The organism is Enterococcus sp. CWB-B31 (assembly GCF_020567645.1).
In the GTDB taxonomy this organism is placed as follows: Bacteria; Bacillota; Bacilli; order Lactobacillales; family Enterococcaceae; genus Enterococcus_L.
This window is the reverse complement of record NZ_JAJDJW010000001.1, coordinates 100,299-114,950: the sequence shown is the minus strand read 5'-3', so window position 1 is coordinate 114,950 and position 14,652 is coordinate 100,299. Positions and strand designations below refer to the sequence as shown.

Here is a 14,652-nt window from a genome sequence, read left to right as displayed (position 1 = left end):
CCACCAATGGCGCCTGACAGTTGAAAAAGACAGCTATTTTGGCTTCACTGAAATAGTCAACTCTGATTAGAAAAATATTTCTAACAACAAAGCCTGGCTAATTCCATTTTAGGTTCTCTACAACTACTTCTTCGGAAGCAATCTGTTCGACTGCTTGAAAGAACAGGTCACGTATTTATTATAATGATTTTTGATATTTAGGCTCATATTCTTTGAAAATACGCTTGCTTCTGTAATATCTATCTGTGACATAATTTTATTTCTCCTATCTATTATTTTAGCAGAAATGGAAATCAGATTAGCTCAAAACTATGTCCACTTTTAAAAAAGGAAATGCCGAAACATTTCCTTAAATGATTTTTCTCAAACAACACTATTTGACTTCGAGCCGAAAAAGCAGACACCTAAGCCTGAGATTTCCTCGCTTCCTTCTGTTTATTTATTAGTTTGCTTAATTAGCGCCAAACTTCTGCTTCGTTGTAAGTTACGCACCATTGAATCTTCTTCAATATTTTTTTTCACCCAAGCCAGATACCCTGACAGCTCTTCTTTCAGCTCCGGATCAATTGTTTCATTATAAATTTTGACTGCCTTTGGAACTGCCTCTGCACCCAACACGTAGAAAACGCTAATATCCATTTCTGAAAGCTTCCCCTGTTGATATTTTTCATAATTATACGAAACAATATCATTTCCTGTATTCCTACAGCTGATTATCAAAAGACAAATACTCATAAAGACAAGAATGATCCGCATGTAGTTAAACTCTTTCCATAACGCCGCAATGAAAATACTGACACAAACAAACAGTGCAATCATAAACAAAGAAGTGTTAAAGCGTAAAACGGTCAGACCAAAGGAAGCAATATAAAGCTGCATTTTAGCAAATGCCAGGACAATCAATCCCAAGGTTTCTACGCCAATCAGACTTAAACCACTTTTAATCATCTTGGAGTTCCCGCTAAAGGCATTGATTGCCCAAAAAATGAAAACATTAATCACCGAAACCAGCAACAGCTGGAAAAACCCTTCTCTGGCATATGCAGATAACGTTGTGGATGCAGATTGAGTAAACTGAAAATAGCCCATTGCAGCTACACCAAAGAACAACAGATAGATAGCTGTAAAAATAAACAGAATCGTTAAAAACAGCACATCCGGTCCTTTTAGAAACGAAAGAGTGTGAGGCTTAACCGGACTTTTTTCTATATTTCGGTAAATGCATAAGAAAAGATAAATGCCTACAGGAACCGCGATGATAAATGTAATCAGATGTTCAATGACATTCATGGATATGCGATTGACAAATGAATTAAAAAAACGAGCAAACATGCTGTCAGCTCCGGTTAAGAGTGTCAAGACTATGACAGCTAAAGGGATTGACATAGCTATGCCAATCAACACATATTTTAGATTTTTGTGTTTTTTTCCTAATGATAGATAAGCTGTAATATCAGCTGTAAAATTTTTAAAAGACCGTACAATAAGTCCATCGATAAAATCAAATACAATGTAGCCATCCAACTTTCCATTCTTTCTGGTTCCTGAAAAAACTAAAATCAAATAGGCTAAATTTAAAACTAAAAAAATGAAATTTACTCCCATCAGAACAGTATTTTCAAATAATGAAAAAGATACCCCAAAAGCTAACGTGTAACCCATATAGCCGAAACACCGACGAGATATCTCCATGTCCTTGGCTCTGATATATGCGAGCAAGGTTCCGCAGAATAATACAGTAAATAATGTAATCCACAATCCACCATATCCCTTAAGCAATTGTAATGAAAAATAAGCAATAACAATACTTGCTATACTGAGCAGAATATCTTTGCTTTCGAATTTTGGCTGTTGTTCAATCCAGTTTTTCTGCTGTCTGTCTTCTTCATGTATTTCCATAATTATTCCTCCTCCTGATACTCCAATAGGTCTGCCGGCTGGCAATCCAAGGCTTTACATAATGCCTCCAACGTACTGAAACGTATTGCTTTTGCTTTATTATTTTTCAAAATTGAAAGATTTGCCGGCGTAATATTAATTTTCTCTGCCAGTTCGCCTGCACTCATCTTTCGTTTTGCCATCATGACATCAATATTTACTATGATTGCCATTAGATCGTAAAGTCATTTTCTTCTTTAATCAAACGTGCCTGACAGAACACATTTTTGATTATTCTAACAATAACACCGACAAAAGCAGCCACTCCGGCAACAAAAAACCAGGGGAAATAATAGCTGGAAGAAATCAGCAGGATTATTGCCTCCAAAAAACAAAGCCAGCTGGTGATACGCAGCAGCTTAATATTCTGCTCAGTAAATATCTTTTCCTTCTCAATATTTCGTATTAACTGATATAGAAAATACAGAATAACCAGCCCGATTCCCAGACAAAGCTCCAATGTCAGAATAAAGAAAAAGCGATTTGCTGATGACACCATCTGAGACGGAACGATGGCATCAATAAATGATGAGATAAAAATCATTACCATAAAAATTAGCATTGCTAAAACATAAATACACCAGGTTGACAGCTTGATTGACTGTTTATCCGTCCATTGCATCTTTTTCACTCCCCGCTTAAAGTAACTTTATGATACGAAATGATTTTTTGAACGTCAATATAAATTTATCGATAAACGATAAATTTATATTGTTTTTCAATCATCTATAGAAACAATCTGTTGACTTACCGGCGTTTCACCCTTAAAAAAATGAATCTTAAAAATGTTTAAAGATCTTTTAGCTGGCGGCCAAATAAAAAAACTGATATTCATTTAAAAGGAATATCAGCAGTGTTCTTCATTAAGTTTTAGTTGTCTATCTTTTCTTTCAACTGTAAACATTTCTTTAAATCCTACAACTGAGTTTCATAAAGCTGCTCTTTTTATACAAAAAAAATTATTTTTTGGGGATCAGGAATACGTCAAATAAAGTCTTTCAACTCAATAATAGAGCTAAAACTTTTCCAAGAATGGTAGGTTTCAGACTATTCATCCTTAATTGAAAGCTCTTCCCGATTCAGCTCAAATTCCTTTTCTAAGTAAAGACTTTCATTTTCCAAGCTGAATCCCCTTTTAAGTATAAAGCAGAGTGCGTGCACACACTTATAAATCAAAATACCTGTAAATAAACTGTATAGAACGAAATAGATCAGCTTTTTCAAGCTATAATCAAAAAAAATAGTTAAACTAACCTTTGAATCAAAATAGTTTTTCTGCAAAGTAAAAATAATAAACTGATAACCAAAATAATTCATGGCAAGAATACCAATACAGCTGACTATTATTAGCATGATAAAGAGCTTTTTTCTATCTAAAATTACCCTATCCAATCGATAAAACGATCATCAGTTCTTCATTCTTCTTTTTTCAGTACTTTCTGAATACTACGGGCTGTTCGATAACATTCCTTGTATTTTTGAGGAAACGGCCACTTTCTTTTGGCCAGCTTGCGGAGATCGCTGTCAAACTTTTCTTGCCCGCTTGGCTTCATATCGTAATAATCATGAACTCTTCTCCATGGAAGCCAATCAAAAAAGCCACGATCATAATTAAACGATTCAGTATCTGCGATTTCTTTCCCGACATGCCCTGTCAGATCATAATTTTCCGGATTACTGTCAATCAGCTCTTTCATTCGAGCAACAGTACTCTCCTTTGTCTCATCAAAAACCAGCTTTCCGCCTACTGTTTTCAACCGATTCCACTGAGAAACAAAACAGCCAGTTTCAACATTTAGAATAAACTCAGACAAGCCGTTCTCCGTTTTTATTTTGTCATTGGTTTGCTCATGGCGTCCTTCTCTTGATCGATATTTAGAGTTCATTGTTTTCCCACTCTGCCGAACACGATTGTGAAAACGGGAAGAATCTCGATAATTTAGTTTTTGTCCCGTTTGCTTTGAATAAGCCAGCAGTTTTTCATAATCTGTTTTCCCTTTAAAATTTGAGCGGATATAAAATAAATTTTGTCGGTCAAAATAATATCTGAGTTGATGGACACATTTTAATTCCTCCCAACTAATTGTTGGATGAGAGGCTGCAATCAAGCCTCCCGGATAACCAATTTTTACACAAGCTGCGAACTGTTCTAAAAATTCACTGTGCGGAGACATATCCGGATCAATCCTGCAGAGACCGCTAAGCTGAAGCATGCCATGCTCATCAAGACTTCTTCCCAGCTGGTCCAGTACCAGCCGAACCTTTTCACGAGGAGCAAGTTGGGAATGCTTAAACAAATGAAAATAAACAGAGGAACCTGCCAAATGAATCTCTTCTTCACTTGTCACCAGTATTTCTTCTGCGGACTTCTCACGGTATTCCAGCTGTTCTTCCACATAAGCTGCGTAAGCTTCACAGGCAGCGGCATCCCAGCCTAAATGTCGACAGTACTCCTGCTGCTTTGATACTATCAGTGCCTCTTTTTCAGATAGCGTTCTATTTAATTGACTGTTTGCAGACGAAATATCTTGTTCAAATAAACTGATTTTCCTCACCTGCCTTATTGATTTTCCTTATTATCAGATTGCTTTCTCAATAGTGTTCTTTCTTTAAAATTATACCATCCAAATGAATCTGCTTCTAAAAATTATGTTTTTCACTTCAAATCTTGCCAATAAAATAGGAGCACCTTATTTTCTCTTAGAACCACAAATAACTCTATTTTCAACACTAATAACTTCCGCTGAAAATAGAGTTCCATAAAAAATAATTCCTAATTGTTGTCACGTTTTACTTTTTCTTAAAAACCCAATTACGCTGTATTTGAAAGCTGATTAAGAACAGTATTGCATCTACAACAATCTTTATACCTGTTACATTAATGTTCAACTGATTGAACAAAAACTCAGTGGCGAAAGAGGATATAAGTATTTGTACTATACATAAAATAATGTACTTAACCAAAGCAGAATGATTTTCATCTCCAGCTTTAAAAACTTTGGTCTTATTGATTTGATAATTAAATAAAGAAGAAATTGCCCGAGCCAAATAAGCTGAATACAAAATATAATGTTCGCTGGCTCCTGATAACAATCCTGTAAAAAGAGTAAATAAAATGATATCTATAAAAAATGAAGAAACAGATGAAAAGATAAACTTGACAAATAAGGAGTATATTCTCAACGAATCCTTCAACGGATTGAAATGAGAAGTCGCATTTTCTTCAATATAGATCGTTTGAATGGGAATCTCGACAATGGAGATATTCCTCTCTCTTGTTTCAAGAATCATATTCATCTCATATTCAAACCGCTCACCATCCACTGTTAAAAAAATTTTCATCAGCTCTCTGGAAATTCCGCGCAATCCCGTCTGTGTATCTGTAAGCTGAATACCGCAAAACATTTTAAGTACTTTGCACGTCATAATATTGCCAAACCTGCTCCTAAAAGGGATTTCACTTGTTTCTTTTGAAAAATTCCTGCACCCCATAATCAAGGCATGTTCATTTTTAATAGAAGCCTGATAACATTTTTCAATATCCTCAATTCGGTGCTGCCCATCAGAATCAACAGCCACCACACTTTTTATTTTCGGATATTCATTTAATATATGGTTAAATGCTGTTTTTAGAGCCCGACCTTTCCCCAAATTTACATAGTGTGTCAAAAGGCTGCTCTCATATTCTGTTACTGCCTTTTGATAATAGCTTAGGTAGCTTTCATTACTGCCATCATTGATAACAAATATGTTATTAAAACCTGATTCTTTCAGATCTTTAAGTAGACAAAGAAATTTATTATCAGGTTCCAATGAAGGGATAATTATTCCAACACAATCTTTTGAATTCATTTTGTACACCTTTCCTGTTGCTCGATAAAAGCTGACGTTATAAGAAAACTAGATAGATTTTATCCAACAAGTAATGATTAATCTCTTCTGCTGTACATAAGATACTCTTCACTCTTGTCAACAATATGCCAATTATTATTTTCTAATATATAACGGCTTTCAGTATGATTATTTTCCAGAACGACATAATCAACGGAATATTTTTTTAATAGTGCTAAAGTTTTTTCTTCTTCACTCGAAAGTCCACGTGAAAAATCCATAAGTGCAATCCGTTCTGTTCCTTCCTCTTCTTTGTCCCTATATACAAATAAATCTAAAATATACTGATGTCTGGAGTAAATAAGCTCAATTTGATCATATTTTTGTCTGAAAGTAGTTGCAAATTCATCTGTTCCAAGAATAACCGGATTATCTTTTTCTTCAATAGCCCGATTGCCAAATTGCATTACTTCTGTCGGAAGTCGTTCTACATTATTTGCACGTACAAAATTATTTTCCTTTAAGAACATCCATTGCCCAGGTAGTGCTATGATAACACAGCTGACAAGGAGCCCTATAAAACCGGATTTGAAATAACCGGCTATCAGAACTAACGTATAACTGACAGCAAGTCCTACAGGAATCAACCAGAAAACACGCCAGAAAGAAGGAACCTTCGTTAGTGTTTCAGCAACCAATTTCCCGGTTAGCGGATTCCATACGCCAATAAACAAAATAATTGGTGTAAGTACGAAACTAATTTTAGCTCTAGTATTCCCAATTGCAAGAATGATGAAGACAGCTAAAATATATATATAAAAGTACAACATACCACTTCCAAAAAAACTCTTAAACGTTGCAAAAACAAAATTATCAGCTGCTTCTGAAGCCGCCTCCAACTGTCCACTGAATTGTCTAGCTCTTAAATAAACCAGCAAAGTAAAAAACAGCACTGTAATAACTGCCGGGAATGCATGGAGCAGCAACTTAGCTTTTCGTTTGTAGATAGCCAGTGCCAAAAGCATTGCTGCAAGCTGAAAACCTAAAACATATAAGCTTGTAGGATTTAATCCTGCACCTGCCAATATACAAGCAAAAAGTAAAACAAATAATTTATTCTCCGTCTTTTCAACAGTTTGGTCCAACTCTTTTTTGTGAGAAACACAGCTCAACAATAACCCCATCATAACAGGAAGTACAATATGCAGATAAACTGCTTTACCTTGCCAAATTCTGGACAGTAAAAAACTCCCCTGTGAAAAAACTTCATACCCTCCCATTAAGTGAAATACAGAAAGTAGAATATAAAAATAATTACCTTTTCTTTCATCACCATCAAATAGAATTCTGCCTAAAAAAAGATAGGCAGATGCGGAGACAACAAGCAGCCAGGGAACCAACACAAAATGCAGCATCGTTGCCCCGTCAATCTGCAACAGCTTACAAAAAAATGCCATGTATGCTTCCCATATTTCAAAGTCGTACATTGGAACAGTCCCCAAAAGTGGATTTCCGAAGCTCCCATCATAGAGATTAAGATTTTGACTGTTTTGAAAAAGAGTCACATTGCTTACATAAAATGAATCATCTGCATCTGAGCGATACATAATAAACAACAGGGTAATTTGAAAAAGCAGAATTCCTAAAACAATCAAACCAGACCATTCAATTTTTCTCTTTTCAGCTTTATATGCTTCCCTGGATATTCCCAAAATAATACCAAAAAATGAAATAAAAATAACCTGTAAAATAAAAGCTGACATCGGCCATCTAAATGCCACAAAAAACCAGCCGAACAATTGAATAAGTGCCATATGAAAAACAAACCCTATACTTAAGCGTTCTATTCTCACCGCATTAATCCCAAATCGTCTGCATACTCCCGAACCTGTCATATACATAATCACTGTCATCATTAGATAAAATAAAATCATCTTTCCAATAAGCAAAACATTTAATCCTGACAAGCTGATACCCCCATTAATACCTGATCAAGAACAATAAAAATATCTAAAACAAGTTCCTGTATTTTCAACGATAACTCTGTTTATTTTACATCAAGATGTACATACAGGTCAATTCGACTAGATAGTAAAATAATCATTAAATAAATCTAGGGCGTGTCTGAAACGTTAGTGGAATTCAAATTTTTCAGTGATTTTTGTGGAAATCAAGGAAGAAAACACAGCTTATGTGGGTTATAAGCGAGTATTTATGACGAGGAGTTTGATAAAAATCATCAAAATATTCGCCGCTTGAGTTTTCAGACACACCCTAATATAACTGAAAAAAATAGACAAAGAGCTACTGCACAAAATTAAAAATTCTAATTCACTTAACAAATACTCTATATACTATAATATACGAAAAAATTAATGTTCCTCGTCAATTATTGAAGCAAACTTATTCTGATTCCTGAAGCTGTCATTATTTTAAATCTTTTGGAGGTAGACTCAATTATTCCAGTACTTATTTCTTTTTACTAAATAAAGATGGAACAGAAGTATCAGCCTTCCATTCCATCTCCTCTCATTATGCTTCCTTATGAATTCTACGAAGCTTGCTACTATCCTCTCATACATAGCAAGGGTAGTTTTATAGGCCTTTTCAGGGTCTCGTGAATCAAACAGGTCGTCCATGTTCTCCGTTACTGTCTGCCAGGCAACACCGAATTTATCCAGCATCCAGCCGCAGGGATGGATACTCTTCTCCCTCAGAAATAATTCGATTCCATAATCGGCCTATTTCATCCTGATCTTTGCAGTATACATAAAACGAATTGCCCAAAGAAAAAGTAAAGTCGTGCGGAATTGTACTATCCATAATATAAAAGATTTGATCAAAGAGATTAAATTTTGCTAACTGCATTTTCCCTTCTTCATCTGGAAGATCAAAGATAATTTCTCCATTACCAAAAGTTTCGATCCACTCATTCATTGCTTCTCTTGATTTTCCGTATAGATCATTTGCAAAGAAAAAACTTGGTATAATCATCTGAGGTTCCTCTCCAATTTTCAGCCAGAAGCAGCTGCCTGACTGGAAGAAAGGTTTTATTTTCATTATCCCAGAATATCCCTTTCACGATAGCCATAAAACCCGATCAAGGAAAAGACAACAGCAATACCGCTAATAATCAGCAGCGGCTGCCAGCTAAACGAATCCACCGGAAGACGCGGAATATAGCTGAATACGGAAATGTTTTTCAGCCAGTCCGGTACATCTAAAAGATTGCCAAAGTAATCAACAAAAAATGAAAAGCCCAGATACACCCACACCAAACTGCTCCAACCCGGCAAATAGCCGACCAAAATAGCACTTAGAGACAACACAAACCAGATAGCCGGTAAATAAACAAACCCTGATTTCATCATTACTGCCAGCGAAATCGGCTGAGCCATCACACTGCTGGATGCAAAATACAGCCCAATTATTCCGGTCAGAATCATCAAAGCAGCTGTGAAGAAGCCAAGAATAAAATAGGAGCCTAACAACTGAAATCTATTGACTTCCTTGGACAGCAGCTGGTCCATCCGTCCCTTCTTTTCCTCCCCATAGATTTTCAGAAGAATAGATACAACAGGAATGGTACTTAAAATAGATAAAATAACCATCAAAACAGTCATAAACTGTTCCGTTAAAGAATAATTGCTGTCCTTGGGCAAAAGCAGCACCAGCATATCATTTGATTTAAAGAAGCTTTCCAGATCTCCAAAGAAAGAACCATAACTGGCACCTGCAATAAACAATACGGCCAGCCAGCTGATCAATATTGTTTTTATCAAGCGGAAGCTCAAGCCTAATGGCGTTCTTAATAAACGTCCGGCATGACTGCGACCTTTTCTCTGAGGAATGAAGCCGGAACCCAAATCTCTAATACTGTTCAAGTAGAGGCTGACTGCGAAAAAGCAGCCTGCAGCAACAATACTTAATAGTACCGGAAACCAGAAATCATTTACGAAGACTTCCGTCTTATAAGGCCAAGCTGCTGGCAAAACCCAGGACAGCGATTCATTTTTTAAATCTGTAAAGCCCCTGAAAAGGTAGGCAATTCCTAAAAAGCTGAGAGAAAAACCGATTGTTCCCCGATTTGTTTCAGTTAACTGAGCAAAAATCGCCGCTGCTCCTGAAAACACCAGAGCTGTCCCGCCCAAAGCTGCACCATATAAAAGCGAGGAGCTTATCGGCATCGTTTCAATCCCTAAAATACCGACACCCACCCCATTTGTCACAGCAATCAGCAAACTAATCAGCAGCATCTCAACCATCACCGCAATCAACGGTGCCAGTCGACCAACAGCCAACGCACGAATCATTTCAAGCTGTCCATCCTCCTCATCTCCCCTGGTATGGCGTGCTGTCAGTAAGATTGTCATTACTGCAGCAGTCAGTGCCATGAATAAAGTCATTTCATGTCCAAACATTGCACCTAGGGTATAGTTGTCCAGACTGGAGCTTGGACCAATCATGGCAATCATTGCTGGGTTTCTCACTGTCTCTGCCATTATCTGACGTTCTTCAGCAGTTGGAAACAACTCAGAAAATGCCCTCGCTACAATGATTGACATCCCAGCAATTCCCAATATCCAAAATAAAATCTGCCAGCGGTCTCTGCGAAGATTCAGTCTTAATAATCTAAGCCATCCGGAAAAATAGATATCCATTTTAATAATCTCCTTCCAGATTCCCTTTTTTATCCTCATAATGCCTCATAAAAAGATCTTCCAGTGTTGGCGGTGTACTTTCCAATTTCAGGACTGTAAAAGGGGACAAATATTGAATAACACCACTGAGCTTTTCTGTATCTACCTGAAAACTGAACGCTGTGTTTGTCCCGGTAAAATCATGAACTCCTTCCTGCTGCTCCAGATCAGGTACAGGTAATTTAGTTGCAACAGTCAGCAAAGTACGAGTCAAGTGACGCATCTCTTTCAGTGAACCTGTTTCAACAATTTTTCCTTCTCTGATAATCGTAATACGATCGCAAAGCTTCTCCACTTCGGATAAAATATGGCTGGAAAGCAGAACTGTTTTCCCTTGCGCTTTAGCTTCCTCCACATACTCCTGAAACACTCTTTCCATTAAAGGATCTAGCCCTGAGGTTGGTTCATCCAGTATAAACAGTTCTGCATTACTTGCGAAAGCAGCGATCAGTGCAATTTTTTGCCGATTCCCCTTTGAATACGTACGACATTTTTTTGTCGGATCTAAATCAAAACGACGAATCAGCTCATCCCGTTTCTCAATAGCCGGACTGCCTTGCAGCGACATAAACAGATCAATGACTTCACCGCCAGTCAGATTTGGCCAGAGATTAACATCTCCCGGTACATAAGCAATTCTTTTATGGATTTCAACAGTGTCTTTCCATGAATCCATCCCGAAGACCTTTGCTTCTCCTGAGGTTGCTTTTAAAACTCCTAACAACGTTTTAATTGTTGTCGATTTCCCAGCTCCGTTAGGTCCAATAAAGCCCAAAATTTCTCCTTTTCTTACAGTTAAATCAATTGATTTCAATGCTTCAAAGCGTCCAAATTTTTTTGTTACACCTGACAACTCAATGATATTCATTTTATTTCTCCTGTATCTTCAAGTATTTATATCGACTTATTTATTTTCTTAATTATGAATTATTACCAAAATTATAATTCATAATATACGCTCTTTGCTTTTTTATAGCAAGAGCTTTTCTATTCAACACGTTGAAATAATTCAAAAAATATCCTATATTAAAATAGCAAACAGAAACTATCGAGGATTTTCAAAGAGGAGCTGAAAAGACACATGAATGGTTTTGAACGGAGAAGAAAAGAAAAAGAACAAAACATTCTTCAGGCAGCTCTGGATTTATTTATGAAAAATGGGATTAAGAACACTTCCGTACAAGCCATCGCTGCTTCGGCAAAGGTTTCACCTGTCACCATCTTTAACTATTTCGATGCAAAAGAAAACCTGCTTATTGAGTCATGTACTCTCTACTTTAATAAAACATATAATGATTTTTTTCAAATAATCCATTCTGACAAAAGCTTCGAAGAAAAGATGCAGTACCTGATATTCACTAAAAGCCAATTATCAAAAGACATCCATCCCGAATTTTATGAATTTATTATGCTGAAGTTCAGTGAGTCTGATAATCCGTATATGAAGAATTTTTTGACAAAAGGAATAACCATGTACCAGACATTATTTGATCAAGGAAAAGAAGAGGGCGTTGTCAACAAAGATATTTCTGATCAGGCATTGCTGATTTATATGCAGCTGCTTTCAACCTCGATGCAAAATGAAGACATCTATAAAACTATACTGCCATTTACCGATGAAATTACAGCTATTTTCTTATATGGAATTTATGGAAAAAGAGACGAAACAACAAACTGATTAAATAGTTTGCTGTTTCGTCTCTTTTTCAGGTTCCATTTATTTGTTCTTAAAAGTTATTACAAGCAGCTTTCCAGAAGTAAAAAATCATTGAAAGAAAAGGTGTGTCTGATCCCTTGGAAAATATGGTACTCCACCAAAAGATGAACTCCTGATGACCATTGGTGCTGTCACCATCATACTCTTAACCCTGCTGGTACTATACCTGTAAAACAAAAACTGAAGGGTCTGTGAAAGTGAGGCAGAAAAAAAGTTCCAAACTCTCTTCATATCTACCCTCGAATAAACGGAGGTACAAAAGCAAAAATTCTTTTTGCGACGAGTAACCGCAGGAGCAGTTCCTTCACCGAGTAGGTAACAGGACTTCATCTATTCTGCTAAAGCAATCCTAGTGAAGACTGTCAACTCTCGTATGTTTCATACGTAGAAGTTGAGGTGATCGAAGCGCAGCGCAGTGTATTAATTCACAGCTATTCATTCTATGACTAGTGTTCCTTGACTATTTTCGGATATTCCTTCTTATATTCTCGGAGCTGATCGCTTTTGTCACAACCTCACGACCTCTCTATTTATTTAACCTTTATGTTTGCTTTAGTCAGCCTCAATTTATAAATGTTTCAATCTTCTTTTGCGGCCAGTTCAGCTTATCTGAACCACTCAAAACATCCGGTACTGTCAATCGTTGTGTTTTCCCTTTATCTGTTTCCCTGTATGCTTTAAAAAATTTCAGCAGCGTCGGCAGTTTCATATTGGTTGTGACGCTTTTATTCAGCTCATTAAATTTTTTAGGGATTGCAGTTATCCGCTTATCCCCCACCAGCTCATTCTTTATTAATCTCAATACATGTTCCTGTCGTTCAAAAATCCCCAGCTGATTTGGAGCATCCAACTGATAGCTGATAAAATCAGTCAATGCTGCCTTAGTTACATGCTGTTTGCCCTTTTCGAAATATCGATCACTTGCAGTATAGGTAAACGTTGCAGGATTGTTAATCACAAGCTCCTGTTTATTTTTAAAGAGAAAATCAAGAACTCTTTCCTTATCAGCGATTACGAAATTTTCTATTTTAAGCTGTACGGCTGTTTCGAAAAAATCAATAAATGCTGTGGTAGAAAGCAGCCTATATTTCTGCGAAAGTGTCTCACCACTCTGATACTGTACCTCAGGCGAAAACCGAAGCAGTTTTTTCTTTCCATCTTTCAACAGATATAAATAAAAGGTCGTAGCCATTCCATCTTCAAAAATAAACAACATATTCATGCCTTGGTTCACTCCACTTCTTTATTTAACAGGACAGCATACTCATCTGTCTGTCAGCAACTAAAAATGACCCGTCCATTTAGTTGTCTAGGACCGGGTCATTACTTCTACTCATAGTAAATTCATCAAACATTGATTCAACATCACTCAAATAAGCTTACAGACCAAGCTGTTCTTTCAGTTCAGTTTGTACACGCGTCATTTCTTCAGAAGAAATCCCCTGATAGGAAACACCATCCTGCATAAAGCCTTCGCCTTTCAACTGATCCTGTTTAATGGCACCTAATGCCGAACGATAATTTAGAGCCAACGTTTTCATATCATCAAAGCTCATATCGGTTTTCACGTGTTCGCCAACTGCGTCCAGTACTTCCTTGTATTTAGCCGCTCCTGAAAATGTCAGCAGCTTTCTGGCAAGTCCGTCAACAATCTTTCTTTGACGTTCCTGTCTGCCGTAATCCCCATTGGGATCTTCATAACGCATCCGTGAGTAAGAAAGAGCCTTCTCTCCATCCAGTTCCACTTGTCCAACTTTGAAGTCGTAGCCATCCTGACTAAAATCCAGGGTATTGCTTACAGTAATCCCGCCAACTGCATCTACCAGCTCTTTCAATCCCTGCATATTTATGGAGATATAATGGTCTACAGGAATATCCAGCATTTTCTGCACCGTATCCATTGACATGGACGCTCCGCCAAAAGCGTAGGCATGATTAATCTTATCTTGTGTTCCGTAACCTACAATTTCTGTATATGTATCTCTGGCAATACTGACAATGGTTGTCTGTTGTTTTTCAGGACTAACAGTAGCAATCATCATCGTATCTGATCTTCCCTGCTCCACACGACCTAAGTCACCAGTATCAATTCCCATTAAAAGAACTGAAAAAGCATCCTGCTCCTGAATACTGACTTCTTCCTCACGTAAAGGTTCAGCCTGCCTCTCAACTGTTTCATAGGTTTTTGATACAGTTTTTGAAATATCATTATATACTTTGGCACTCAGAGCAATTGTACCCACTACGATAACCGCAAGCACACTTAACACAACTAATAGAATTTTTTTTCCTCTTGACAATTCATGACCTCCTAGTCTTGAATAAAAATTTCATTAAAATAAAAGTGATAGAAGATATCTTTTTAAATTTTACTTTGTAATTCTTTTTAAAGCAACTGTTATTTCAATCTATTATAAGTATCTTAAGACACTACTCTATCCTAACATCCATAGAAATAAGCTGACA

Annotated in this window: 13 protein-coding genes; 1 reads left to right on the top strand and 12 read right to left on the bottom strand. The window is 36.8% G+C overall.

The window, feature by feature from the left end; translation table 11 throughout:
• Window positions 1–435: 435 nt before the first annotated feature.
• The 10 genes from LI954_RS00470 to LI954_RS00425 form a co-directional block, all read right to left on the bottom strand.
• Window positions 436–1,899, bottom strand: a complete 1,464-nt coding sequence (locus tag LI954_RS00470; protein ID WP_229443196.1) for a DUF4153 domain-containing protein — start codon at window positions 1,897–1,899, stop codon at window positions 436–438.
• Between the two features lie 2 nt (window positions 1,900–1,901).
• Window positions 1,902–2,111, bottom strand: coding sequence for a helix-turn-helix domain-containing protein (locus LI954_RS00465; protein WP_202067021.1), 210 nt, complete (start codon window positions 2,109–2,111; stop codon window positions 1,902–1,904).
• Window positions 2,111–2,560: a DUF2975 domain-containing protein gene (locus LI954_RS00460; protein WP_202067022.1), complete on the bottom strand. Its 450-nt coding sequence runs from the start codon at window positions 2,558–2,560 to the stop codon at window positions 2,111–2,113. The genes LI954_RS00465 and LI954_RS00460 overlap by 1 nt, the downstream gene beginning before the upstream one ends.
• A gap of 425 nt (window positions 2,561–2,985) precedes the next feature.
• Window positions 2,986–3,291, bottom strand: coding sequence for a hypothetical protein (locus tag LI954_RS00455; protein ID WP_229443195.1), 306 nt, complete (start codon window positions 3,289–3,291; stop codon window positions 2,986–2,988).
• A gap of 62 nt (window positions 3,292–3,353) precedes the next feature.
• Window positions 3,354–4,493, bottom strand: coding sequence for a DUF3114 domain-containing protein (locus LI954_RS00450; RefSeq protein ID WP_229443194.1), 1,140 nt, complete (start codon window positions 4,491–4,493; stop codon window positions 3,354–3,356).
• A gap of 235 nt (window positions 4,494–4,728) precedes the next feature.
• On the bottom strand, window positions 4,729–5,790 hold the full coding sequence (locus LI954_RS00445; RefSeq protein ID WP_229443193.1) for a bifunctional glycosyltransferase family 2/GtrA family protein: 1,062 nt from the start codon (window positions 5,788–5,790) through the stop codon (window positions 4,729–4,731).
• Window positions 5,791–5,867: 77 nt separating this feature from the next.
• On the bottom strand, window positions 5,868–7,736 hold the full coding sequence (locus LI954_RS00440) for a DUF6077 domain-containing protein (RefSeq protein ID WP_229443191.1): 1,869 nt from the start codon (window positions 7,734–7,736) through the stop codon (window positions 5,868–5,870).
• Between the two features lie 706 nt (window positions 7,737–8,442).
• Entirely contained in the window at window positions 8,443–8,763 is a 321-nt protein-coding gene (locus tag LI954_RS00435) for a VOC family protein (protein ID WP_229443190.1), read from the bottom strand.
• 65 nt (window positions 8,764–8,828) lie between these two features.
• Window positions 8,829–10,430, bottom strand: coding sequence for an ABC transporter permease (locus LI954_RS00430; RefSeq protein ID WP_229443189.1), 1,602 nt, complete (start codon window positions 10,428–10,430; stop codon window positions 8,829–8,831).
• A 1-nt stretch (window position 10,431) separates the two neighbouring features.
• Window positions 10,432–11,337, bottom strand: a complete 906-nt coding sequence (locus tag LI954_RS00425) for an ABC transporter ATP-binding protein (RefSeq protein WP_229443188.1) — start codon at window positions 11,335–11,337, stop codon at window positions 10,432–10,434.
• A gap of 213 nt (window positions 11,338–11,550) precedes the next feature.
• Between LI954_RS00425 and LI954_RS00420 the strand changes: the two genes are divergently transcribed.
• A complete protein-coding gene (locus tag LI954_RS00420) occupies window positions 11,551–12,147 on the top strand; it encodes a TetR/AcrR family transcriptional regulator (RefSeq protein WP_229443187.1) in 597 nt (198 codons plus the stop codon).
• 601 nt (window positions 12,148–12,748) lie between these two features.
• On the opposite strand, the gene LI954_RS00415 is transcribed toward LI954_RS00420, so the two are convergent.
• Window positions 12,749–13,408: a hypothetical protein gene (locus tag LI954_RS00415; RefSeq protein ID WP_229443186.1), complete on the bottom strand. Its 660-nt coding sequence runs from the start codon at window positions 13,406–13,408 to the stop codon at window positions 12,749–12,751.
• A gap of 157 nt (window positions 13,409–13,565) precedes the next feature.
• On the bottom strand, window positions 13,566–14,486 hold the full coding sequence (locus tag LI954_RS00410; RefSeq protein ID WP_202067026.1) for an LCP family protein: 921 nt from the start codon (window positions 14,484–14,486) through the stop codon (window positions 13,566–13,568).
• Between the last annotated feature and the right edge of the window lie 166 nt (window positions 14,487–14,652).

What these genes read in the sequence shown, in the direction of transcription:
- LI954_RS00420 (WP_229443187.1), top strand. Translation starts at nt 11,551, where the DNA reads ATGAATGGTTTTGAACGGAGAAGAAAAGAAAAAGAACAAAACATTCTT.
- LI954_RS00415 (WP_229443186.1), bottom strand. Translation starts at nt 13,408, where the DNA reads ATGAATATGTTGTTTATTTTTGAAGATGGAATGGCTACGACCTTTTAT.
- LI954_RS00470 (WP_229443196.1), bottom strand. Translation starts at nt 1,899, where the DNA reads ATGGAAATACATGAAGAAGACAGACAGCAGAAAAACTGGATTGAACAA.
- LI954_RS00425 (WP_229443188.1), bottom strand. Translation starts at nt 11,337, where the DNA reads ATGAATATCATTGAGTTGTCAGGTGTAACAAAAAAATTTGGACGCTTT.
- LI954_RS00465 (WP_202067021.1), bottom strand. Translation starts at nt 2,111, where the DNA reads ATGGCAATCATAGTAAATATTGATGTCATGATGGCAAAACGAAAGATG.
- LI954_RS00455 (WP_229443195.1), bottom strand. Translation starts at nt 3,291, where the DNA reads ATGCTAATAATAGTCAGCTGTATTGGTATTCTTGCCATGAATTATTTT.
- LI954_RS00430 (WP_229443189.1), bottom strand. Translation starts at nt 10,430, where the DNA reads ATGGATATCTATTTTTCCGGATGGCTTAGATTATTAAGACTGAATCTT.
- LI954_RS00435 (WP_229443190.1), bottom strand. Translation starts at nt 8,763, where the DNA reads ATGATTATACCAAGTTTTTTCTTTGCAAATGATCTATACGGAAAATCA.
- LI954_RS00445 (WP_229443193.1), bottom strand. Translation starts at nt 5,790, where the DNA reads ATGAATTCAAAAGATTGTGTTGGAATAATTATCCCTTCATTGGAACCT.
- LI954_RS00460 (WP_202067022.1), bottom strand. Translation starts at nt 2,560, where the DNA reads ATGCAATGGACGGATAAACAGTCAATCAAGCTGTCAACCTGGTGTATT.